Genomic DNA, 23681 nt, shown 5'->3' with positions numbered 1-23681 from the left:
GTGCAGCAGATGACGGTGGGTGCCGTACGCCGCCTGGTGAAAGAGTGTTCGGTGCCCGTCGAAGGGGGCGCCGGTCCTGGGGCGCGCGCCACGGCAGTCAAGCTGCGACGCGTGCCTGTCCAGGAGCCGACTTATCGATCGAGGTGAATCATCGCCTTGATCACGCCGGCCTCACCGCCGCACCACACCGGCATGGTCTCCGGCAGGGCCTCGAGCTTGGCGCGATGGGTGATCATCGGGCGTACCTGGATACGGCCTTCTTCCAGCAGTTCGGTGACGCAGTCGAAGTCTTCGCGGGTGGCGTTGCGGCTGGCGAGCAGGGTCAGTTCTCGGCCGTGAAAGCTCGGGTCGTCAAAGCGAATGTCTGACTTGACGATGCTGACCAGCACGTAGCGGCCGCCGTGTCCGGCCAGGCCGAAGCCGGCCTCCATGGCGCTCGGATTGCCGGTGGCGTCGAACACCACATCGGCCAGGGCGTCGTCGTTGAGACTGGCCAGGCGCGCCTGCGGATCGTCCTCGCCCACCACCAGGGTCAGCTCGAAGCCGAGCGCTTCGCGGCAGAAGGCCAGGCGTTCGGCGCTGGTATCGAGCAGCAGTACCCGTGCACCGCGGGCCCGGGCGACCTGGGCGACGCCGATGCCGATGGGGCCGGCGCCGACCACCGCCACCAGTTCGTCCGCTTCCACCGCGGCCCGACGCACCGCGTGGGCACCGATGGCCTGGCACTCGATCAGCGCCAACTCGTCTGGTTCCAGTGCCGGGCAGGCCACCAGATGATCGACCGGAACCTTCAGCCACTCGGCCATGCCACCGTCGCGATGGACGCCGATCACCTGCATCGCCTGACAGCAGTTGGTCTTGCCGCGTCGGCAGGCGCGACACTCGCCACAGTGCAGGTAGGGAATCACGTACACCGGCTGGTGCTCGAGGCGGGCACGGGTCGCCTCGTCCACGTCGTCGGCAAGGGCCTCCACCGTACCGGCCAGTTCGTGCCCCAGCACCCTGGGGTATTCGAAGTAGGGTTGGTTGCCGCCGAAGGCGTGGATATCGGTGCCGCAGACCCCGATGCGCGAAATGCGCACCAGGGCCTCGCCGCCGGCAAGCTCGGGGCGGGGGCGCTGTTCCAGGGCCATCTGCCCTGGTTCGACGCAGACCGCCACGGTCATTGGCTGGTCGGACTGGCTCATGCGTCGGAATCCGCCACGACCTTCTGGGTCTGTACCCCGAGGCCCTCGATGCCCAGGCGCATGGTCTGACCCGGACGCAGGAACACCGGCGGATTCTGGCCCAGGCCGACACCAGGCGGCGTGCCGGTGGAGATGACGTCGCCTGGCTGCAGGCTCATGAAGCGGCTCAGGTAGCTGATCAGGTAGGCCACCTGATAGACCATGGTGCGGGTATTGCCGTCCTGGTATCGCTTGCCGTCGACCTCTAGCCACAGGTTAAGCGCCTGGGGATCTTCCACTTCATCCGGGGTCACCAGCCAGGGGCCGAGGGGGCCGAAGGTGTCGCAACCCTTGCCCTTGTCCCAGGTACCGCTTCGCTCGAGCTGGAATTCCCGCTCGGATACGTCGTTGATCACGCAGTAGCCCGCCACGTGCTCGAGGGCGTCGGCTTCGTCGATATAGCGACCGCCCTTGCCGATCACCACGCCGAGTTCGACCTCCCAGTCGGTCTTGGAGGAATCGCGGGGAATGATGACGTTGTCGTCGGGGCCGCAAATGGCGCTGGTCCATTTGTTGAAGATCACCGGCTCCGGCGGCACCTCGGCGCCACTCTCGGCGGCGTGGTCGGCGTAGTTGAGACCGATGCAGATGAACTTGCCGACCTGACCGACGCAGGGGCCGATACGGGTGTCGGCGGGAACCTCAGGCAGGCTTTCCAGATCGAGGCCGGCGATGCGCGCCAGGCTGTCACGTCCGAGGGCCTCTCCGGCAACGTCGTCGATGACGCCGGACAGGTCACGGACACGTCCGTTGGCGTCGAGAATACCGGGAGCTTCCTGGCCGGGGGCGCCGAATCGCAGCAGTTTCATGGGGTGTCCTTTGTCGTTGATTGGATGGATAAGGTCGATGGATTGATGTCGTTGTGTCGTCTTTTACGCCAGCCAGCCACCGTCGATGATCTGGCTGGTACCTGTGGTATACGCCGATTCATCGGAGGCCAGATAGACGGCCAGTGCGGCGATCTCCTCGGGCCTGCCCAGGCGTCCCATTGGCTGGCGGTCGAGGAAGGCCTGGCGCACCTGGGCTTCGTCCTGTCCCTGAGCCTCGGCCTGGGCGCGAATACGCTGCGCCAGGGAGGGCGACTCCACGGTACCCGGACAGATGGCGTTGCAGCGGATGCCCTGAGTCACGTAGTCCGCCGCCACCGAGCGCGTCAGACCGATGACGGCGGCCTTGCTGGTGCCGTAGGCAAAGCGTCCGGCAACCCCTTTCAGGCTGCTGGCGACCGACGCCATGTTGATGATGCTGCCACCACCGGCCTCCAGCATACCGGGAAGAAAGGTCGAGATGGTGTGGTACATGGCGGTGACGTTGATCGCCATGGAGCGATCGAAGTCCTCGATGGAGCACTCGAGCAGGCTGCCGCTATGCACGTAACCGGCACAGTTGAACAGGATGGTCGGTGTCGGAATCTTCGCCCCCAGCTCGGCGATCGCCGCAGGGTCGGTCACATCCAGGGTGTGGCAGCGGACACCCCGGCGATCTGCCAGATCCTCGAGCTTGGCCGGATCGAGGTCGGTGGCGTGGACCTCCGCGCCCTCGGCGATAAAGCGCTCGACGGTGGCGCGACCGATGCCCTGGCCGGCGGCGGTGATCAAGGCGGTCTTTCCTGACAGACGCATGATGTCTCCTGTTGGCAGGGGCGACGAGGTTGTTGCTATGGCGGCGAAACATCAGGTGTCGTAGTGACGAAGGCCTGGTGCTCTCCCTCTAACTGAAGCCTGGTCGTGTCGCGGTTTTCGCTAGGTGGTATGACAGGCTGCTAGCATGACGTTATCCGTAGTATGGCGCAGGTTGGCTGGATTGCAATTAGCGCCAAGGGCCGACTTTGGTCGTAAAGGATCAAGAGAGCCGGGGTAGCGGAATATGGCTGATAGCAAAGAGCTGGGACGGAGATCGCTGGTCAGCGGGAAGAGACCGCCGAGAACATAAAAAAAGGCGGCCGGGGAGGGCCGCCAGGAGGGCAGGGAACGCAAGAAGGATGGCGGATATCGCTGCCGAGAGACATCCTTCTCTCGGGGCAGCCCCTATGCCACTTCTGGACTCCGGGGCGAATCCAGTGGCTCGCCGGTAGACGTACCCTGCAAGGCCATAGGGTGACGCAGGGTCACCGCCATCGCTTCATGCTCGGTGGTGCCAGGTGCTTGTCTTGCCGGCCTTCGTGCTACTGGGTATCGGGTGTTTATATGTCTATACGGCCGGCTGCGGTTCGCATGTGCACGTACCGCACGTTTCTACATAGCACCTTTCATTGGCACCTTTAGGCACCATATTCCAGATGGTCCCCGTTCCTGACTCTGACTCCCTGGCCGATGGTTCAGGCCCTGGACTGTCGGAACGGGGCCAGACAGGCGATCAGCCGTCGTTGCCAAGCTGGGACTGGGTGCCGCCACCGGCGTCGTCGCCGGCGCCCTTGCCGGCGGTCAGTACCGGGTAGTACTGGGTAAAGACGAAGTCGTCGGCTGCCGCCGCCGCGTGGCAGGCGTTGCAGGCCGCGGTGGGGAAGGGCGCCGCTGTCTCCTTGAGACTCGAGTGGTCCGGCGTCGAGAAGCTGTAGTAGGCCCAGTTGCCGGGTTCATCCGGGAAGTGCTCGCTGCTCTTGATGGTCGCCTCGAGGCCGATGTATTCGCCCATGAAGTAGCCGTTGCCGCTGGCCGCCTGCTTGCTGCCGACGCTGATCAGCTCCTTGATCATGATGGCGCCATCGCGGAATTCACCGGTTTCCTTCCAGTGATCCCAGCTTTCCGGATCGATGTAGACGGCGTGGAACTCGGGAAAAGGCGCCTTGCCGTTGTTCATGTCATTGGGCGTGAGCGGGGTACCGACGAACACCCATTCGCGGAAGCCGGTGGGGCGCGTGAGCTCCCCGTCGGTGATCTCGAAGTAGGTCTCGGCGACCGCGTCGAAGGCGATCAGGCTGGCGCCCATGGCGGCGGCGAAGGCGGTGAGACGGGAAATCCTGAGCATGGTCTGTCCTCCTTGGTCACCGAGGCGCACCTGGACGCATCCATCCACGGGTGCTGCGCTGACGGCGACGAGTCACGGCAAGGGCGGCGCAGGCTTCTTGGGTGGCCTTTGGCTTGCTCCCTGTCCTTTATCCGGGCCTTGAGGCCCTTGTCTGATGATGGTCGATGTTCCTTGGTCCCTTCGCTCGCGCGAGTGCAGCGATGACGTTGCCGGTCTTGTTCCTGACCTTGCGTTGTTCCTGACCTTGCGTTCGCGATGCAACGCGCCTTGCGCAAGAACAACCGTCATATGTCGAAACACTGACTGACATCGGCGGGAGGGGTCTTGAAGGTATATGTCAGAGCCATGTCACTCGCCATGTCCGGCGCGGGAACTCGCATACCGCATGCGCAAATGCTTGAGTAGCAGCGCGTAATGGCACAGTTGGCGGCCTGAAACAAAAAAGCCTCGCCGAGGGCGAGGCAGAAGGGAGATGTCGGTTCGTGCGGGTCTTGCGTGGTGTCAGCCGCGCTGGTGGGCGAGCCAGGCGCGGATACCGTAGGTCCAGGGGGGCAGCTGGTCGGAGCGTTCGACGCGATTGACCAGAGCGCCCAGGCGAGGCGTCGAGATGGTGACCACATCACCCAGGTGATGGGTAAAGCCCTGGCCGGGCCCGTCGCGGTCCTGAATCGGCGAGAACATGGTGCCGAGGAACAGCATGAAGCCATCGGGGTACTGGTGATGCGCGCCGATGGTCTGGCCGACCAGGTCCAGCGGGTCGCGACTGATCTCGCGCATGTCGCTCTGGTCTTCCAGCAGGAAGTCGTCGTCGTTGCCTTCGATGCGCAGGCTGACCATGGCCGAGCGCACGTCGTCGATCGAGAAGTGGTCATCGAACAGGCGAATGAAGGGGCCGATGGCACAGGAGGCGTTGTTATCCTTGGCCTTGCCCAGCAGCAGGGCACTGCGTCCTTCGACATCGCGCAGATTGACGTCATTGCCCAGCGTCGCGCCGCGGGCGTTGCCTTGTGCATCCACCGCCAGCACGATCTCGGGCTCGGGGTTGTTCCAGCGCGATGACGGGTGCAGCCCCACCGCCGCGCCCTGGCCCACCGCGGACAGCGGCTGCGACTTGGTGAAGACCTCGGCGTCGGGGCCGATGCCGACCTCCATGTACTGGGACCAGGCGCCACGGGACTGAAGCTCGGCCTTGAGCGCCATGGCCTCGTCGGAGCCGGGGCGGATCTTCGACAGGTCACCGCCGATCACGCGCTTGAGTTCCTCGCGCAGCTCGCCGGCGCGGGCGGCGTCGCCACCGGCCTGCTCCTCGATGACGCGTTCCAGCAGGCTGACCGCGAAGGTCACTCCACAGGCCTTGATCGCCTGGACGTCGCAGGGCGCGAGCAGGTGCGGGGCGCGCTGGGGTGTCTGGCAGGAATTTTCCAGCAGGCTGTCCAGGCTACCCAGGGACTCGCCCTCGGCGTTGGCGATCAGCTCGGCGGCGTCGTCGCGTTCGAGCAGGTCGGCCATGACATTGATGGTGGCCGACAGGTCGATAAGCTGGCCATCGCGAACGGTTACCAGGACGGGGCCTCGTTGGTCGTCGCGCCACACTCGGCCGACCAGCAGGGCACGGTCGGCGTCGTCGGGCAGGATGTCGCGGGCGGTAAGGCGGGGACTCATGTTAGGGCCTCTATCTGTTGAAAAGGGGAAGTCGATGGCTCAGCGCTGCATTCTGGGCAGGATGCGTCCGGGGCTCATCAGGCCGCGGGGGTCCAGCAGGCGCTTCAGGCCACGCATGATGTCGTGCTCCGGCGCCGACAGGCTTTCGAGGAAGTAGGGCTGCTTGACGCGACCGATGCCGTGCTCGGCGCTGATGCTGCCGTCGAACTCGGCGACAATGGCAAACAGCTGCTCTTCCAGCTCATGCAGCAGACTGCGCTTGTCGTCGTCGTCCAGATGCGCCGGCGGCAGGATATTGAAGTGCAGGTTGCCATCGCCGACGTGGCCGTAGGCGATGACCTGAGAGTCCGGCGAGGCCTCGGTGATCGCCGCCTCCGCCTGGTCATGGAAGGCGGTAAGCTGGGAGATCGGCAGCGAGACGTCGGTACGCAGGTGCTCGCCGCGGCGCTGCTGGCCTTCCAGCATGGCCTCGCGCAGCTGCCATAGCTGGGCCGCCTGGGTATCGCTGGAGGCCAGCACACCATCCTCCAGCAGGCCTTCCTCGAGTCCTCGCTCGAATAGCGACTCGATCATGCTGTCGAGATCGGCAGGCCCGCTGGCGGCGACTTCCATCAGCACGTACACCGGGTGGGGTGCATCCAGCGGGTCCGGCAGTGAGGGATCGGCCTCCAGGGCAAGCTCCATGCAGGCCCGCGGAATCAGCTCGAAGGCGGTCAGCAGGTCGCAGCAGCTGCGTCTTGCCTGGGCATAGAGTTTCAGCACCGAGGCCACGTCGGGGCAGCCGATCAGCGCCGTGCGTGTCACCTGGGGACGGGGGTAGAGCTTGAGTACCGCGCCGGTGACGATGCCCAGGGTACCCTCGGCACCGATGAACAGCTGCTTCAGGTCGTAGCCGGTGTTGTTCTTGTGCAGTGCCTTCATGTCGTCGAGCAGACGGCCGTCCGGCAGTGCTACCTCGATACCCAGTACCAGCTGGCGCATCATGCCGTAGCGCAGCACGTTAAGGCCGCCGGCGTTGGTGGCGATGTTGCCGCCGATCTGGCAGCTGCCCTGGGCGCCGAGGGCCAGCGGAAAGGTGCAATCCTCGGCCTCGGCGGCGTCCTTGATGGTCTGCAGCACGCAGCCGGCGTCGACGCTCAGGGTGAAGTTGATCGGATCGATGGAGCGAATTTTATTAAGCCGCTCCAGGCTGATGACCAGCTCCGGTGTCTGGCTGTCCGGCAGGGCGCCTTCGACCAGGCCGCTGCCGCCGCCCTGGGGGACCACCGGAATATCGTGGCGATGACAGTAGCCGAGTACCTGCGCCACCTGCTCAGAGGTCGCCGGGCGAGCCACCGCCAACGGCAGACCGCCGCGGGCGCCGGCCCAGTCGACCCGATAGCGCTCGAGGTCGTCTGTCAGCACGCCGGTGCTGCCCAGGGTCTCTCGCAGAAAGGTCAGCAGGTCGTCGTTGGCGCTCATCGGGGGCTTCTCCGCTCGGCGGGCGGCCAGGGGCCGCCCAGGTTGTTCAAGTTCGGTGTTATCGGAACCACAGCACCACTCCCGGGAACAGCAGGAACACGACCAGCAGTGCCACCAGGGTGAAGTAGAAGGGCAGCAGGCTCTTGACCAGGCTTTCCATGCCGACCTTGCCGACGCCACAGCCGACATAGAGCACGGTGCCCACCGGCGGGGTGATCAGGCCGATACCCAGGATGAAGGACATCAGCACGCCGAAGTACACCGGGTCGATGCCAAGCTTGACCACCACCGGCGTCATCAGCGGTGCCAGGATCACCATGGCCGGTGTCAGGTCCATGAAGAAGCCCACCACCAGCAGGAAGGCCGACAGGATCAGCAGCAGCAGAAGCTTGTTCTCGGTGATGGCGGACAGGCTCACTACCAGTTGCTGGGGGATCATGTTGGCGGTCAGAAGCCAGGCCAGCACGCTGGCGAAGGCCAGCAGCAGCATGACCACACCTGTCAGTCGACCGGTGCTCACGCACAGCTCAAAGAAGCGCTTGAGCGATAGGCTGCGATAGACGAAGAAGGACACCGCAAAGGCATAGACCAGCGCGATGGCGGCGCTCTCGGTGGGGGTGAAGACCCCGGTGAGGATGCCACCGACGATGATCACCGGCAGCAGCAGCGCCAGGATGGCGTCCTTGAGGGCACTGGTCAGTTCCTGGAAGGAGAAGGCCTGGCCTTTGCCGTTCTTGCGTGATTGCACGTAGGTGGTGGCCGCCAGTCCCAGGGTGATCAGGATGCCGGGCACGATGCCGGCCAGGAACAGCTGGGAGATCGAGGTGTTGGTGACCACGCCGAACAGGATCATCGGGATCGACGGCGGGATGATGATGCCGACCACCGAGGCCGCGACCACGATGGCGGTGGCCATGGGCGCGCTGTAGCGATGCTGCTTCATCGGCTCGATCATCATGCTGCCGACCGCCGAGGCGTCGGCCACGGCGGAGCCGCTGATGCCGCCGAAGAACATCGAGGTCATCACCGCCACCTGACCCAGGCCACCGGCGACGAAGCCGACCATGGCGCTGGCCAGTCGGACCAGGCGGGTGGCGATGCCGCCCTCGCTCATCACCTCGCCGACCAGGATGAACAGCGGAATGGCCAGCAGCGGAAAGGAGTCCAGGCCGTTGACTGCCTGGGCGACGATGGGCGACAGCGAATAGTCGGAATAGAAGAAGATGAACAGGCTGATGGCGCCGAGGCCAAACGAGATCGGCATGCCAATGACGATGCAGATGGCAAGCCCGATAAGGATGCTCCACAGGATCATGGTTCGGACCTCCTGAGCAGGGCCACCAGGGCCAGGGTGTTGGCGATCAGGGTCAGCCCTGCCATCACCGGCATGGCGCTATAGAGCCAGGTCTTGGGGATGCCGAGCATGGGGGTAGCGCTGGTATAGCCGGAGATCAGCTCCTTGAAGCCGAGCAGGATGCAGATGCAGACGAGGTAGATCACCGCCACGGCGGTCAGTCCCAGCACGCGGCGCAGCCCGGCCGGGGCCAGGTCCTTGAAGTAGGTCACCGCCACGTGTTCCTTCTCGAGGCTGCCGAGTCCGGCGCCAAGCAGTACCAGCCAGATGAACAGCACCCGGGACAGCTCCTCGGCCCAGGCGTAGGAGGTATTGAGCACGAAGCGACCGAAGACGTTGGCGGTCACGCAGAACACCACGCCGAGCACCAGCAATCCGACGGCGATGCGCAGCGTGGTAATCAACCACCCCAGGAGTCCCGGGGTGGAAGTGGAGGATAGGGTGGTCATGGGTCACCTCCGTGGTGACGACGACCCCGCCGCCGACAGCGGCGGGGTCGGGCTAGGGCTTACTGGGAAACAGCGCGGATATCGTCGATCAGCTCTCCGCCGATCTTCTCGCGCCACTCGTCATAGACCGGCGACAGGGTCTCTTGGAAGGTGGCCACCTGTTCCGGGGTCAGCTCGGTGATGTTCATGCCCTCGTCCATCAGCTCCTGCTTGATCTGGTCGTTGAGGGTGCGACTGACTTCACGCTGGTAGTCGCCCATCTGCTTGGCGGCGTCGGACAGCAGATCCTGATAGCCCTCGGGCAGACGGCTCCAGAAGCGCTCGGAGACCAGGGTGATAAAGGGCGTGTAGACGTGGTTGGACTCGGTGGCGTAGTCCTGCACTTCGTTGAACTTGGACGATTGAATGGTGATCCAGGGGTTCTCCTGGCCGTCGACCACGCCCTGCTCGAGGGCGGTGAACAGCTCGGCGAAGGACATCGGCGTCGGGTTGGCGCCCAGGGTCTTCCAGATATCCAGGTGGATCGGGTTCTGCATGGTCCTGACCTTGAGGCCATCCAGATCCTCGGGCGAGGCCACCGCGTTCTGGCTGTTGGTCAGCTGGCGATAGCCGTTCTCGGCCCAGCCGAGGGCCTTGAGGCCATTGGTGCTGGCGGTTTCCAGCATGCGATCACCGATCTCGCCGTCGAGCACCTCGTCGGCCACTTCCGGAGTGGGGAACAGGAACGGCAGGTCGAAGACCGCGAATTCCGGGAACATGTTGACCAGCGGCGACGTGGACGGCGCGGTCATCTCCAGGGTGCCGGACTGCAGCGCGCTGACCGCCTGGAGGTCATCGCCAAGCTGTGCGCTGTGGAACAGCTCGACCTGGATATGGCCGTCACTGCGTGCCTCGACGATGTCCTCGAAGTACTCGAGGCCACGGTACTGGGCGCCGGACTGGGTGGTGCCGATGCTGAACTTGAGGGTGTAGTCGTTGCCGTCACCCTCGGCCACGGGGCCGTCGACCTCGGGGATCGGCGGCATCTCGCTGGCGGCCTGGGCGGTGGCAACACCACCCAGCGTCAGGCTGCCGATGGTCAGGGCGGCGATGGCCGCGCCCAGGCGGCGACGGGTGAAGGGGGCGACGGACGTTGTGATTGTTGTCATGCTTCTCTCCAATTTGCGTGGCGTGCTGGCCATTGCGTAACGCTCTGGCCCTTGCTTGGCGTGCTGGCCAGCGGCTCCGGGAAGCGTTTCATCCCGGGGCCGCTGGCCGGTGGAGCGGCTCAGGCGTCTTGCCAGGCCGCGCCTTCGGGGTAGCGATGCATCTCGAGGGACTCGGGCTTCATGGTGATGCTGTAGCCCGGCGCCTCGGGCACCAGGTAGCGACCCTGACGGATACGCACCGGGTCGACAAAGTGCTCGTGCAGGTGGTCGACGTACTCCAGCAGGCGACCTTCCAGCGAACCGGAGACGGCGATGTAGTCGAACAGGGAGATGTGTTGGGTGTATTCGCATAGGCCCACGCCACCGCCGTGGGGGCAGATCGGCACGCCGTACTTGGCCGCCAGCAGCACCACGATGATGACCTCGTTGAGCCCGCCCAGACGCGCCGCGTCGAGCTGACAGAAGTCGATGGCGCCTGCCTGCAGCAGCTGCTTGAACATCACCCGGTTGTGGCAGTGCTCGCCGGTGGCGACGCCGATGCCACCTTCCAGGCCGCCCCTGAGGCGACGACGGATCTCGGCGTGACCGAGGATGTCGTCGGGGCTGGTGGGCTCCTCGATCCAGTGAGGATTGAACTCGGCCAGACGGCGCATGTTGACGATGGTCTCGTCCACATCCCACATCTGGTTGGCGTCCATCATCAGGGTGCGTTCTTCGCCGATCTCCTCGCGCAGGATCGCCGCGCGCCGGCGATCTTCCTCGATGTCGCCACCGACCTTCTGCTTGAAGTGCTGCCAGCCCTCGGCCAGGGCTTCGCGGCACAGTCGACGCATCTTTTCCTCGGAATAGCCAAGCCAGCCTGCGGAGGTGGTATAGCCGGGGTAGCCCTCGGCCTTCATCTCGGCCTCGCGCTCGCCCTTGGTGCCGGCCTTGCGACGCAGCAGGGCGATGGCCTCCTCGGGGGTGATGGCGTCGGTAACGAAGCGGAAGTCCAGGCAGCGCACCAGCTGTTCCGGGCTCATGTCGACCAGCAGCTTCCAGATCGGCTTGCCTTCACGCTTGGCCCACAGGTCCCAGATAGCATTGACCAGGGCGGCGCTGGCCAGGTGCATCACGCCCTTTTCCGGACCCAGCCAGCGCAGCTGGCTATCGCCACTGGTCAGCTCGCGCCAGAAGGTGCCCATGTCGGCGGTGATGTCCTCGAGCTTGCGGCCCACCAGGGTGGGTGCCAGGGCGTTGACCGCGGCGACGCAGAGATCATTGCCGCGGCCGATGGTGAAACTCAGACCGTGGCCCTCGTCTTCCTGATCGGTGTGCAGGATGACGTAGGTGGCCGAGTAGTCCGGTGCCTCGTTCATGGCATCGGAGCCATCGAGCTGGCGTGAGGTGGGGAAGCGGATATCGCGGGCGTCGACCCGAGTGATGGTGGTCATGCTGGCGGCCTTGTGGTGAATATTGTTGGTTGTCCGACGAGTGGCCAGGGAAAGCATCATGGGCGTCGATCAGCGGTTGGCTGCTTGCGGAAAGCGCCTACCTCTCTGGTTGCTCTCCCGTTCCTCTGTTGCTGCTGTCTCGTCGTTCTATTGTCAGTGAGGGCAGTCTAAACAGAGCGCTAAAAGAACGGCCAATCCAAGTTTTTGGCCATTTGATAACCTCAGGTTATCATGTGTTTTTCAATCATCGGGATGATGCGCTACATGCCCCATGACAGCGGTATTCACGCCAAGACGTGGCTACGGATCAGGCATATGGTATTGCTGGTCGCCTTGGACGAAAGTCGTAACATGCACGCGGCTGCAAGGCAGCTGAATATCAGCCAGCCGGCGGCCAGCAAGATGCTCAAGGACATCGAGGGATTTCTCGGAATACCGCTGTTTCTGCGTGAGCCCGGGCGGATGGAACCGACCGACGCCGGTGTGACGGTATTGCGCTATGCACGGCGTCTGCTCAACGACACCGATCGGCTGGTCGAAGAACTGGCTTCACTGCGCGAAGGCGGGCACGGTCGGCTGGCGCTTGGCTCGGTACCCGGTGCCGCCCCGGTGATGTTGCCAAGGGCCATGGCGGAGTTGAAGTCGCACCGGCCGCGGCTCGCCATCTCGTTGATCGAGAACTCTAGCGATCGACTGCTGGTGGATCTCGAATACAAGCTGCTCGACGCCGTCATTGGCCGCTACACCGAGCCGTCCCAGCGTCATCTGTTCGACTTTCTGCCGCTCAAGGAGGAGCCGGTGTCGGTGGTGGCGCGACCCGACCATCCGCTGTGTCAGGGGACGCCTGAGTTGGCCGAGGTGGTGCGCTGGCCCTGGGTGCTGCACCCCATGGCGAGCCCCATGCGCGGGTTGTTCGAGGCGGCCCTGGCCGAGGCCGGCGTCGCCTCGCCGCGCAACGTCATCGAGACCACCTCCACCCAGGCCTCGCTTCAGCTGGTGGCGAGTACCGATACCCTGTCGCTGTTGCCAAGCTCGGTGGTCAAGACCACCTTCTCTCATGGCCGTTTCGCGGTACTGCCGCTGACCATCGGTGAGCCGCTGGGCTACTACGGCGTGCTCACGCGCAAGGGCGAGCCCTGGCCTGAACTACTGACCGAGTTTGTCGCCAGCCTGGTCGGAGAAGAGGATGCGCCATGAGCAATATCGTGGGCAGGAATGATCGTTGGCGTGAAAGGATGTTTCTGGGATGTCTTGGCCAATAAGTTGGGCGTTTCATGCCGGCAATAATGGCCAAGATATTCGCCGAATAAGCGCGAGACGTCACCGATTATGGATCGGAGGTGATTGCAAAGGCAGGAGGAGACGGTGGCGGGAGGATGTCTGAATGGGTGTCTGGATAGATGTCTCGATGACTGTCTTCAAGGCAATCTTGATAAGCGACGTGATGGCGAGCTAAGCGTCTTGAAAGCCGTCGTGGAATAATGACCCAAGGCCATCGTTCCCAGCAGGTCTTTATCAGGCGATTCGGACCGCAGGACGATGACAGAAAGACGGGGCCAGAAAGACCAGGGCAGAAAGACCGGGACAGAATGACAAGAACAAGAAAAAGAAGACGAGACAGGAGGCGCCGATGATCGGCGCCTCCGTCCGTTCGCTTCAACCATGGCTTCAGCTACGTGTTCAGCCATGTTTTCAGCGATGTCTTCAGCAATGGTTTCAACTACGTCGGTTCAAGACCCTTGGTTGAAGACGTGTGCCAGGCGGTTTACGCCTCGCGCTTGCCGTCCACCAGGCGGCTGACGTTCAGCGGGTTGCCATCCTTGAGCGCTTGCGGCAGCAGGGCGTCCGGCAGGTTCTGATAGCACACCGGGCGCAGGAAGCGGTGGATGGCGGCGCTGCCGACCGAGGTGGTGCGCGAGTCAGAGGTGGCCGGATAGGGGCCACCGTGGACCATGGCGTGGCACACCTCGACCCCGGTGGGCCAGCCGTTGGCCATGACCCGACCGGCACGCCGCTCGAGGATCGGCAGCAGGCCACGGGCCGAGTCGATGTCGCCGTCGTCCATCTGCAGGGTCGCGGTCAGCTGGCCCTCGAGCCCTTCGGCCAGTGCCTTGACCTCGTCCAGGTCGGCACACTCGACCACCAGCGAGGTCGAACCGAACACCTCGGCCTGCAGCGCCTCATCATTGAGGAAGTCGCTGGCCTTGGCCACGAACAGGCCGGCCTGGCACTGGTTGGGTCCGTCGCCCTGGGGGCCGCGCGCCACTTCACGGGCCTTGTCGCTGCCGCCCAGGGTGTTGACTCCCTGGGTGTAGGCGTCGTGGATGCCCGGCGTCAGCATGGTCTGTGCGCCGGCACCCTTGACCGCTTCGGCGGCGGCCTCGACGAAGCCGTCCAGCGCCTCGCCCTTGACCGCGATCACCAGCCCCGGGTTGGTGCAGAACTGGCCGGCCCCCATGGTCAGCGAGCCGACGAAGGCCTCGCCCAGCTCCTTGCCACGGGCCTTGAGCGCCTCGGGCAGCAGGAACACCGGATTGATCGAGCTCATCTCGGCGTACACCGGGATCGGCTCGGGACGCGCCTGGGCGGTCTTCATCAGGGCGGTGCCACCGCTGCGCGAGCCGGTGAAGCCCACCGCCTTGATCCGCGCGTCGCTGACCAGGCCCTGGCCGACCTCGCGACCGGAACCGAACAGCAGCGAGAACACGCCTTCCGGCAGTTCACAGCGGGCCACCGCCTTCTGCAGCGCGCGGCCGACCAGCTCCGAGGTGCCGGGGTGGGCCGAGTGGGCCTTGACCACGACCGGACAGCCGGCGGCCAGGGCGGAGGCGGTGTCGCCACCGGCCACCGAGAACGCCAGCGGGAAGTTGGAAGCGCCGAACACCGCCACCGGACCCAGCGCGATATGGCGCTGGCGCAGGTCGACCCGCGGCATCGGTTCACGGTCCGGCAGGGCCGGATCGTGCCGCACGTCGAGCCATTCGCCGGCGCGCACCACCGAGGCGAACAGGCGCAGCTGGCCGCAGGTACGGCCGCGCTCGCCCTGCAGACGTGCCTGGGGCAGGCCGGACTCCTGCATGGCGCGCTCGATCAGGGCATCACCGAGCGCCTCGATCTCGTCGGCGATGGTCTCGAGAAAGGTCGCACGGGCCTCGAGGCCGGTTTCGCGGTAGCTATCGAAGGCTGCCCAGGCCAGTTCGCAGGCGCGCTCGACCTCGGCCTTGGAACCTGCCTTGTAGCCAGGCTCGAGGGTCTCACCGGTGGCCGGATTGACGGCGTGGATGGGCTCGCCCTTGGCCTCGACGGCCTGGCTGCCGATCAGCTGCTTTCCTTCCAGAGTCATGTTGGCTCCTTTTCGCTTGCGGGGATGGGGTTGTCGGTTTGCTGTCTGGTACCAGTGTCAACGCCGGCTCGACCTGCGTTCAATGCTCGTGTCGTCATTGTTCGGGACAGTCGAAGCCTGTCTCCGGTCGATTACATCGGCGTGACGCTGGTCTGTTCTTCGTCCTCGGTGGGCGGCGCCAGCGGATTACGCAGTGGACGCCCGAAGGCCGGTAGCTCGATCTCGTAGCGCTCGCCCGGTTTGACACTGACACCGTCGGCGAAGCTCAGGGTGGCGGTGCCGAAAAAATGGACGTGGACGTCACCGGGCCGACGGAAACCTGGGTACTTGAAGTGGTGGTGCTCCAGGTTGGCGATGCTGTGCGCCATGTTGTCCTCGCCGGTCAAGAACGGCTTCTCCCACAGGGTCTCGCCGTCTCTGGTGATACGCGAAGTACCCTCCAGATGAGAGGGTAGTTCACCGATCAGCAGTTCGGGGCCGAAACTGCAGGCGCGAAGCTTCGAGTGGGCCAGCCACAGGTAGTTGTAGCGTTCGGTGATGTGATCCGAGAATTCGTTGCCGATGGCGAAGCCCAGCCGATGGGGGCGGCCCTGATCATCGATGAGGTAGAGCCCGGCGAGTTCCGGCTCTTCGCCTGCATCCTCGGCAAAGGATGGCCAGGGCAGCGGCGCCTCGGGGGCCACCACGCAGTCGCCATCCCCCTTGTAGAACCACTCGGGCTGGGCGCCCACCTGGCCTTCGGCGGGCTTGCCGCCCTCGACGCCGAGCCTGAACATGCGCATGGAATCGGTCAGCTGGGCGTCGTCGGTTTCGGACGAGTCGGCGTGCATGGCGCTGCGGGTATCGGCGCTGCCCAGATGGGTCAGGCCGGTGCCGGTGACCAGGCAGTGCGCGGGATCCGGATGGGTCAGCGGCGGCAGTAGCTGACCGCTCGCGACCAGATCGGCGTAGCCGAGGGTCTCGTCACCGAGGCTTTCCTTGACCGTGGTCGCCAGGCCCTTGCCCTCGGCCAGCGCACGGCGTGCCAGGGTATAGGTGTCGGCGTCGGTCAGTCGCACACGGTCCGGTCCTTCGACCAGGGCGGCCCTGACGCTGCCCTGGTGGCGGCACTGGATGATGCGAAGGGTCTCGGGGGTGTCATGATGCATGGCGATATCCTTGCGTGACGTGGGCGCCTTGTCCCGGTTCACGGTTGGCCCCAGAGGCATCTTACGCCCCTGGGGTGGTGTATGGTCAACATACAAAGGTATGGGTTGACGTTATGGAAAGGTGGCTTTGCTGGCGTCTAGCCTGGCGCCTGGTCCCGGAGAGGGGCCGATCCGCTTCATTGCACCAGCCACATGGCCATCTCGGGCCACACCAACAGCGCCGCGAGTACGCATAGCTGCAGGGCGATAAAGGGCAGCACCGAGACGAAGATGTCCTTGAGGCTGATCTCCGGTGGCGCCACGCCCTTCAGGTAGAAGGCCGCGGGACCGAACGGCGGCGACAGGAAGGACACCTGCATGTTCACCGCGAACAGGATGCCGAACCAGATCGGGCTGTAGCCCAGCTGCACGATGATCGGCACGAAGATCGGCAGGGTCAGCATGGCCACCCCGATCCAGTCGAGGAACATGCCGAGCACGATCAGGATCGCCATCATCACCAGGATGATCACGATGGGCGAGACGTCCAGATCCATGATCATGCCGGAGATGAAGCGGTTGCCGCCCATCAGGTTGTAGACCCCGACCAGGGCGGCGGCGCCGATGCCGATCCAGATGATCATGCCGCAGGTCACCAGGGTCTGGGACAGGCTCTGGTGCATCATCGAGAACGAGAACTCGCCCCGGGCCAGCACCGCCAGCAGCACACCGAACACGCCCATGGCCGCCGCCTCGGTGACCGAGGCCACGCCGCCGTAGATCGAGCCCAGCACCATGAAGGCGATCAGCGCCGGCACGATGATCGAGCGCAGCGCGGCACCCCTGGAGGCGAAGCCGGCGTTGCGGTCCTCCTCGCTCATCGGCGGGCCCATGGCGGGGTTGCGCAGGCAGCGCACCAGCACATAACCGATGTAGGACAGCATCAGGATCACCGCCGGGGTGATCGCCGCGGTGAACAGGTCGGCGATGGAGACGCTGGCGATCAGGCCGTAGATGATCAGCACGATGGACGGCGGCATCATGGTACCGAGCGCCCCGCCGGCGCAGACCACGCCGATCGACAGGTGCTTGTCGTAGCCGAGGCGGAGCATCTGCGGCAGCGCCAGGATGCCGAGCAGCACGATTTCGCCGCCGATGATGCCGGACAGCGCGGCCAGGAAGAACGCCACCACCACGGTCTGCACGGCGACGCCCCCGGGCAGTCGCCCGGCGAACACCCGCATGGCGTTGAACAGATCCTTGGCGATGCCCGATCGGTCGAGCAGCGAGGCCATCAGCACGAACATCGGCACCGCCACCAGCGAGTACTCGGTGACGAAGCCGTAGACCCGGCTGGTCACCAGCGGCAGGGCGTTGGGGCCAAACCAGCCGAAGGTAAAGGCCAGCGCCACCAGGCCGGTGATAAAGGCCAGCGGCAGGCCGGTGACCAGCAGCGCGAAGATGGCGCCGACCAGCAGCAGGGTTCCGTCTGCGATGCTCATCAGTCAGCGCCTCCTTCGGGTGCATCGGGGGCGGGCTTGCCCTTGATCGACTGGATCAGGTGAATCAGCGCCTGGACGCACATGATCGCCACCGCGGCGAGGATCATGCCCTTGACCAAGGCGGGGAACGGCGGGTTCCAGGAGGTGCCGGAGCGCTCCAGCTGCCACTCGCCGAGGGGGTTGTGGGAGGCGCCGTAGAACATCACCCAGGCGGCGTAGGTCATGCCCAGGCAGAAGCCGAAGGTGACCAGGTCATTGAAGCGGTCGAGCCACAGCCGGAACCTCGGGCCCACGGCGTCATAGAGCACCTTGACCCGGATATGGCGGTTGGAGGCCAGCGCGGCCGGGCCGCCGAGACAGAAGCTGACCGCCACCAGCATGACCACGGTCTCGTGGACCCAGGAGGTGGGCGCGCCGAAGCCGTAGCGCATGATCACCTCATAGACGCTGATGGCCATGGCGATAAACACCAGCCAGGCGGCGAACTGGGCCACCCGGACCACGCCACGGTCGAACCGGCTGCGCACCACATCGGGGGCACGCTCGGGCGTCCTGTCCGCCGACGGGTCGGGGTTCGGGCCGTGAGAAGGCTCGGGTGAAGGATCATGCGAAGGCTCGTGCGAAGGCTCTTGTGACGGATCAGGCGGCCGCCCGGCGCCGTCATGTGGCGATCCGGCGGGGGTGTTGTGGGAGGAGGGAGGCGTCATGGTTGCTCCAGGCCGCTGGCGGCGTTGGTCAACAGGTTGAAGGTCACGACCACGGGTGCGGTCAGCAAGTCGTCACGGAGCTGCCCCCCGGTGTCAGCAGGCTGGACCGGGGGGCAGGGCCCCCATCGGGGGCAGGACGGCTGGCGATGCTTACAGTTGGCCGCGGGCGGTCAGGAAGCCGGTGGCGGCGTCGTAGACCTTCTGGGTCATCTCGTTCTTGCCGGCCCACTCCTGCCATTCCTGTTCAGCCGCCTGACGGAAGGCCTTGCGTTCTTCGTCGGGCAGGTCGAACGGGTGAACCTCCGGGTCCGCCTGGAGACGGGCAAGCGCTTCGATGTCCTGGGCCTTGAGTCGGGCGATCAGGTCGTAGGCCATGGCGTCGAAGGCGGTCTCGAGGGTGGTCTGAAGGTCTTCGGGCAGGCCGTCCCAGATATCCTTGTTCACCGATACCGCGATCATCGGCATGGAGTGGAAGCCCGGGTACAGCGGGTAGGGCGCAAAGGCGTGGAGGCCCTGGGCGTCGTTGTTCGACAGCACCGTGGAGTCGGCGGCGTCGATCACGCCCTTCTCAAGGCCGGTGTAGACCTCGGAGCCGGGCAGGTTGACCGGCGTGGCGCCGATGCGCTCGAAGATGTTGTAGACCATGCCCTGGGGCGCACGAATCTTGAGTCCCTCGAAGTCTTCCAGCGACTCGATGGCCACCGTGGACGGGATCGACTCCAGCGGGAAGGTCGCCGCCGCCACCAGATGGGCGCCGTAGGGCTCCACCAGCTCGTTGTAGAGATCCTCGCCGCCGGCGTTGTTCATGAACTCGAGGAAGTCATAGGGGTCGTTCCAGGCGCCCACCAGGTTGCCGAGCATGCCGAAGGCCGGGTTCTGGCCGGAGAAGTAGCTGGGGTCGGTCATATGGCCCTGCAGGATGCCGGAACTCACCGCCTGCAGGGTTTCGGTGGGACCTACCACCGAGTTGATCGGCAACACCTCGATGGCCACACGGCCATCGGTCATGGTCTCGATGCGCTCGGCCCACTCCTGCTTGATCTTGAAGCTCGGCTCGCCGGCGGTCTCGGAGGCCTGGAAGGTCCACTCGTATTCAGCGGCCTGGGCACTGGCGGCAGCAGTGATGGCGATGGATGCCGCACCGATGGAGGCGGCAAGACGGGAAAGCCTGGGGATAGCTCGCATGGTCGATCTCCCTGATGAGAGCGTGATCGTTATTGGTGTGGCGGCAAGTCTTGACCGAGTTGCAAGTATGTTCAACATATACTTTCGTATGTGTGTACTTTGTGGCGCCCGCGACGTAGGCTTGCCCAGGACCCGACGAGCGGGTCGGTATTCTCCATGACGTCAAAGGCCAGCGATTGGCCCGAGACAGCAGGCAGACCGGTTGCCGCTCGCCCCGTGACAGAGTTGAAGGAGCCAGGCAATGGCCGATAGTGATCAGGATTCCCCAAGCGTGGGTGTCGAGGCAGCAAGCGACGAAGCGGCGACCGAAGTGCCCCAGAAGGCACGCTTTCGTAGCGCCGAGTGGTTCGGCAGTGCGGACAAGAACGGCTTCATGTACCGCAGCTGGATGAAGAATCAGGGGATTCCTGACCACGAATTCGATGGCCGCCCGATCATCGGTATCTGCAACACCTTCTCCGAGCTCACGCCGTGCAACGCCCACTTCCGCAAGCTGGCCGAGCACGTCAAGAAGGGCGTGCTGGAGGCGGGCGGCTACCCGGTGGAGTTCCCGGTGTTCTCCAACGGCGAATCCAATCTGCGTCCCACCGCCATGTTCACCCGCAACCTGGCGAGCATGGACGTGGAAGAGGCCATTCGCGGCAATCCGCTGGACGGCGTGGTGTTATTGACCGGCTGCGACAAGACCACTCCGGCGCTGTTGATGGGGGCGGCCAGTTGCGACATCCCGGCCATCGTGGTCACCGGCGGGCCGATGCTCAACGGCAAGCACAAGGGCCGGGATATCGGCTCCGGCACCGTGGTCTGGCAGCTGTCCGAGGAGGTCAAGGCAGGCAAGATCTCGATCCACGACTTCATGGCCGCAGAGGCCGGCATGTCACGCTCCGCCGGCACCTGCAACACCATGGGCACGGCCTCCACCATGGCCTGCATGGCGGAATCGCTGGGCGTTTCACTGCCCCACAATGCGGCGATTCCTGCGGTGGACTCGCGCCGCTATGTGCTGGCACACCTGTCGGGCAATCGCATCGTCGACATGGTCAAGGAGGACCTGCGGTTGTCTCGGGTCTTGACCCGGGAGGCCTTCGAGAATGCCATTCGCACCAACGCCGCCATCGGTGGCTCGACCAATGCGGTGATCCACCTCAAGGCGATCGCCGGACGCATGGGCGTCGAGCTCGAGCTCGATGACTGGAACCGGGTAGGGCGCGGCACCCCGACCATCGTCGACCTGCAGCCGTCGGGGCGCTTTCTGATGGAGGAGTTCTACTACGCCGGCGGGCTTCCGGCGGTGCTGCGGCGCCTCGGTGAGGCAGACCGCCTGCCCCACAAGGAGGCGCTGACGGTCAACGGCCAGTCCCTGTGGGACAACGTCAAGGATGCGCCGCTCTACAACGATCAGGTGATTCGTGAGCTGGACAACCCACTGGTGGACGACGGTGGCATGTGCGTGCTGCGCGGCAACCTGGCGCCCAAGGGCGCGGTGCTCAAGCCCTCGGCGGCCAGCCCCGAGCTGATGCGTCACCGTGGTCGCGCGGTGGTGTTCGAGAACTTCGACGACTACAAGGCGCGGATCAATGACCCGGATCTGGAGGTCGATGCCGACAGCGTGCTGGTGATGAAGCACTGCGGTCCCAAGGGCTACCACGGCATGGCCGAGGTAGGCAACATGGGCCTGCCGGCGAAGCTCCTGGCCCAGGGCGTGACCGACATGGTGCGGATCTCGGACGCTCGCATGAGTGGTACCGCCTATGGCACCGTGGTCCTGCATGTGGCGCCGGAGGCGGCGGCCGGCGGTCCCCTGGCGGCGGTAGAGAACGGCGACTGGATCGAGCTGGATGCCTACGACGGGCGCCTGCATCTGGACGTCGACGAGGCCGAGCTCGAGCGGCGCCTGTCCGCCAGCGATCCCACCGAGGCGTCGCGCCGTATCGCCTCCAGCGGTGGCTACCGTCAGCTCTACATCGAGCACGTGCTGCAGGCCGATGAAGGCTGCGACTTCGACTTTCTGGTGGGCTGTCGTGGCGCGGACGTTCCGCGACACTCCCACTGAGCGCCCCGACCTTCGCACCCAATGGCAGACCGTTGCCGCTCGCATGCCGGCGGCAACCGCAGGAGAACACCATGACCCAGCGCCCCCGCCTTACTCCCGACCAGCTGCGTTCCCGCTGGTGGTTCGACAACCCCGACCACCCGGGCACCACCGCGCTGTGCATCGAGCGCTACCTCAACTACGGGGTGACCCTCGATGAGCTGACCTCGGGCAAGCCGATCATCGGCATCGCCCAGTCCGGTTCCGACCTGACCCCCTGCAATCGTCACCACATCGAGCTGGTCAAGCGGGTCAAGGATGGCATTCGCGCCGCCGGCGGGGTGCCCTTCGAGTTCCCCCTGCATCCGATCCACGAGAACGTGCGCCGGCCCACCGCAGCACTGGACCGCAACCTGGCCTACCTGGGCCTGGTGGAAGTGCTGCACGGCTACCCGCTGGACGGCGTGGTGCTGACCACCGGCTGTGACAAGACCACCCCGGCCTGTTTGATGGCGGCGGCGACGGTCAACATTCCGGCCATCGTGCTGTCCGGCGGCCCCATGCTCAATGGCTGGCGGGGCAACGAGCGGGTCGGCTCCGGCACCATCATCTGGGAGCTGAGAAAGCGTCTGGCCGCCGGCGACATCGACTACGCCGAGTTTCTTGCCCGGGCCAGCGACTCGGCGCCTTCGGTGGGCCACTGCAACACCATGGGTACCGCCTCCACCATGAACTCCATGGCCGAGGCGCTGGGCATGAGCCTGCCGGGGTCGGCGATGATTCCCGGGCCCTACAAGGAACGCGCGATGGTCGCCTACGACACCGGCGAGCGCGCGGTCGAGATGGTATGGCAGGACCTGCGTCCGCTCGACATCCTGACGCGCGAGGCGTTCGAGAACGCGGTGGTGGTGTGTTCGGCGCTGGGGGGATCGTCCAATGCGCCGATCCACGTCAACGCCATCGCCCGCCATGCAGGCGTTGCGCTCGACAACGACGACTGGCAGCGACTGGGCCACCGGATTCCGTTGCTGGCCAACGTGATGCCGGCGGGTGCCTACCTGGGTGAGGAGTTCCATCGTGCCGGCGGGGTGCCAGCGGTACAGCACGAGCTGCTCGAGCGCGGTCTGCTGCACGGCGACGTCACCGGCGTCGACGGCCGCCGCCTGGCCGACAGCATCGCGGGCCGCGAGACGCAGGACGAGGAGGTCATCCGACGCTTCGACAATCCGCTGGTCGAACACGCCGGCTTCCTGAACCTCAAGGGCAACCTGTTCGACTCGGCGCTGATGAAGACCAGCGTGATCTCGCCGGACTTTCGTCGGCGGTTTCTCGAGAACCCGGACGACCCGGATGCCTTCGAGGGCCGGGTGGTGGTGTTCGACGGCTCCGAGGACTACCACGCCCGCATCGACGATCCCGAACTCGGCATCGACGCCAGCACCATCCTGATCATGCGTGGGGCGGGACCGGTGGGCCATCCTGGCGGCGCCGAGGTGGTCAACATGCAGCCGCCGGAGGCGCTGATTCGCCAGGGGATCGAGTCGCTGCCGTGTCTGGGCGACGGGCGTCAGTCGGGGACCTCGGGATCGCCCTCGATCCTCAACGCCTCGCCGGAAGCCGCCACCGGCGGGCCGCTGGCGCTGGTCCAGACCGGCGATCGACTACGCGTGGATCTGGGCCGCTGCGAGGTCCGCCTGCTGGTGGACGATGACGAAATCACCCAGCGTCGACAGCGTCTCGACGCCCAGGGCGGCTATCCCTATCCGGCCCACCAGACGCCGTGGCAGGAGATACAGCGCACCCTGATCGAACCACTGGATCGCGGCATGACCCTGCGCGGCGCCGACGCCTACCGCGACGTGGCGCGCCAGAGTCCGCCCAGGGACAATCACTGAACGACGCACGTCAACCCGTGCTGACACCGCCAGCCAGCCCGCCCCCGTCGTTGACGGGGGCGGGCTGTTTTGTCGGTGGGTGCCCGGGCAAGTTGACGGGCAAGGGGAGGACGGGCCAGGTTCGCCAGGCTTCGTCCGGAAAGTCGACGGGCCAGGTTCGCCAGGCTTCGTCCGAAAAGTCGACGAGCGA

The 23681-nt window shown here is 65.3% G+C and carries 18 protein-coding genes; 3 read left to right on the top strand and 15 right to left on the bottom strand.

Translation table 11 applies throughout. From position 1 onward, the window contains the following. Nucleotides 1-131: 131 nt before the first annotated feature. The 10 genes from NFH98_RS10820 to NFH98_RS10775 form a co-directional block, all read right to left on the bottom strand. On the bottom strand, nucleotides 132-1187 hold the full coding sequence (locus NFH98_RS10820) for a zinc-binding alcohol dehydrogenase family protein (RefSeq protein ID WP_349622678.1): 1056 nt from the start codon (nucleotides 1185-1187) through the stop codon (nucleotides 132-134). Then, the gene (locus NFH98_RS10815) at nucleotides 1184-2035 is read right to left on the bottom strand and encodes a fumarylacetoacetate hydrolase family protein (RefSeq protein ID WP_349622677.1); all 852 of its coding nucleotides are present in this window, start codon (nucleotides 2033-2035) and stop codon (nucleotides 1184-1186) included. The genes NFH98_RS10820 and NFH98_RS10815 overlap by 4 nt, the downstream gene beginning before the upstream one ends. A gap of 63 nt (nucleotides 2036-2098) precedes the next feature. After that, complete coding sequence (locus tag NFH98_RS10810; RefSeq protein WP_349622676.1) at nucleotides 2099-2848, bottom strand: SDR family oxidoreductase; 750 nt, start codon at nucleotides 2846-2848, stop codon at nucleotides 2099-2101. A gap of 733 nt (nucleotides 2849-3581) precedes the next feature. Continuing rightward, nucleotides 3582-4193, bottom strand: a complete 612-nt coding sequence (locus tag NFH98_RS10805) for a cytochrome P460 family protein (protein WP_045995046.1) — start codon at nucleotides 4191-4193, stop codon at nucleotides 3582-3584. A gap of 501 nt (nucleotides 4194-4694) precedes the next feature. Beyond that, nucleotides 4695-5855: a fumarylacetoacetate hydrolase family protein gene (locus tag NFH98_RS10800; RefSeq protein WP_045995047.1), complete on the bottom strand. Its 1161-nt coding sequence runs from the start codon at nucleotides 5853-5855 to the stop codon at nucleotides 4695-4697. A gap of 39 nt (nucleotides 5856-5894) precedes the next feature. Continuing rightward, complete coding sequence (locus tag NFH98_RS10795) at nucleotides 5895-7316, bottom strand: FAD-binding oxidoreductase (protein ID WP_348826473.1); 1422 nt, start codon at nucleotides 7314-7316, stop codon at nucleotides 5895-5897. Between the two features lie 58 nt (nucleotides 7317-7374). Next, the gene (locus tag NFH98_RS10790; RefSeq protein WP_349622675.1) at nucleotides 7375-8631 is read right to left on the bottom strand and encodes a TRAP transporter large permease; all 1257 of its coding nucleotides are present in this window, start codon (nucleotides 8629-8631) and stop codon (nucleotides 7375-7377) included. Then, complete coding sequence (locus NFH98_RS10785; RefSeq protein ID WP_045995049.1) at nucleotides 8628-9119, bottom strand: TRAP transporter small permease; 492 nt, start codon at nucleotides 9117-9119, stop codon at nucleotides 8628-8630. The genes NFH98_RS10790 and NFH98_RS10785 overlap by 4 nt, the downstream gene beginning before the upstream one ends. Before the next feature lie 59 nt (nucleotides 9120-9178). Further along, nucleotides 9179-10267 carry a TRAP transporter substrate-binding protein gene (locus NFH98_RS10780; RefSeq protein WP_124804835.1) on the bottom strand — a complete coding sequence of 363 codons (1089 nt, stop codon included), beginning with the start codon at nucleotides 10265-10267 and terminating at the stop codon, nucleotides 9179-9181. Nucleotides 10268-10386: 119 nt separating this feature from the next. Further along, on the bottom strand, nucleotides 10387-11700 hold the full coding sequence (locus tag NFH98_RS10775; protein ID WP_124804894.1) for an L-fuconate dehydratase: 1314 nt from the start codon (nucleotides 11698-11700) through the stop codon (nucleotides 10387-10389). Nucleotides 11701-12051: 351 nt separating this feature from the next. On the opposite strand from NFH98_RS10775, the gene NFH98_RS10770 reads away from it, so the two are divergent. Further along, complete coding sequence (locus NFH98_RS10770) at nucleotides 12052-12897, top strand: LysR family transcriptional regulator (RefSeq protein WP_502878741.1); 846 nt, start codon at nucleotides 12052-12054, stop codon at nucleotides 12895-12897. Nucleotides 12898-13465: 568 nt separating this feature from the next. Here NFH98_RS10770 and NFH98_RS10765 read toward each other — a convergent pair. The 5 genes from NFH98_RS10765 to NFH98_RS10745 form a co-directional block, all read right to left on the bottom strand. After that, nucleotides 13466-15043 carry an aldehyde dehydrogenase (NADP(+)) gene (locus tag NFH98_RS10765; RefSeq protein WP_349622673.1) on the bottom strand — a complete coding sequence of 526 codons (1578 nt, stop codon included), beginning with the start codon at nucleotides 15041-15043 and terminating at the stop codon, nucleotides 13466-13468. Between the two features lie 131 nt (nucleotides 15044-15174). Further along, nucleotides 15175-16191 (bottom strand): AraD1 family protein, encoded by a 1017-nt coding sequence (gene araD1, locus NFH98_RS10760; protein WP_222516430.1) that lies wholly within the window; start codon nucleotides 16189-16191, stop codon nucleotides 15175-15177. 176 nt (nucleotides 16192-16367) lie between these two features. Continuing rightward, complete coding sequence (locus tag NFH98_RS10755) at nucleotides 16368-17672, bottom strand: TRAP transporter large permease (protein ID WP_124804832.1); 1305 nt, start codon at nucleotides 17670-17672, stop codon at nucleotides 16368-16370. Continuing rightward, nucleotides 17672-18379, bottom strand: coding sequence for a TRAP transporter small permease subunit (locus tag NFH98_RS10750; RefSeq protein WP_222516728.1), 708 nt, complete (start codon nucleotides 18377-18379; stop codon nucleotides 17672-17674). Before NFH98_RS10750 ends, NFH98_RS10755 begins: the two co-directional genes overlap by 1 nt. A 150-nt stretch (nucleotides 18380-18529) precedes the next feature. After that, the gene (locus tag NFH98_RS10745) at nucleotides 18530-19564 is read right to left on the bottom strand and encodes a TRAP transporter substrate-binding protein (RefSeq protein ID WP_108133327.1); all 1035 of its coding nucleotides are present in this window, start codon (nucleotides 19562-19564) and stop codon (nucleotides 18530-18532) included. A 241-nt stretch (nucleotides 19565-19805) separates the two neighbouring features. On the opposite strand from NFH98_RS10745, the gene NFH98_RS10740 reads away from it, so the two are divergent. Both NFH98_RS10740 and NFH98_RS10735 read left to right on the top strand, forming a co-directional pair. Beyond that, nucleotides 19806-21617 carry an IlvD/Edd family dehydratase gene (locus NFH98_RS10740; protein WP_349622672.1) on the top strand — a complete coding sequence of 604 codons (1812 nt, stop codon included), beginning with the start codon at nucleotides 19806-19808 and terminating at the stop codon, nucleotides 21615-21617. Between the two features lie 71 nt (nucleotides 21618-21688). Beyond that, nucleotides 21689-23491 carry an IlvD/Edd family dehydratase gene (locus tag NFH98_RS10735; RefSeq protein ID WP_349622671.1) on the top strand — a complete coding sequence of 601 codons (1803 nt, stop codon included), beginning with the start codon at nucleotides 21689-21691 and terminating at the stop codon, nucleotides 23489-23491. The last annotated feature ends 190 nt before the right edge of the window (nucleotides 23492-23681 follow it).

It is taken from the genome of Halomonas sp. H33-56 (assembly GCF_040147035.1).
GTDB lineage: Bacteria > Pseudomonadota > Gammaproteobacteria > Pseudomonadales > Halomonadaceae > Halomonas > Halomonas litopenaei.
Note: the sequence above shows the minus strand (reverse complement) of the source record. Positions and strands in the feature narration are given on the sequence as shown.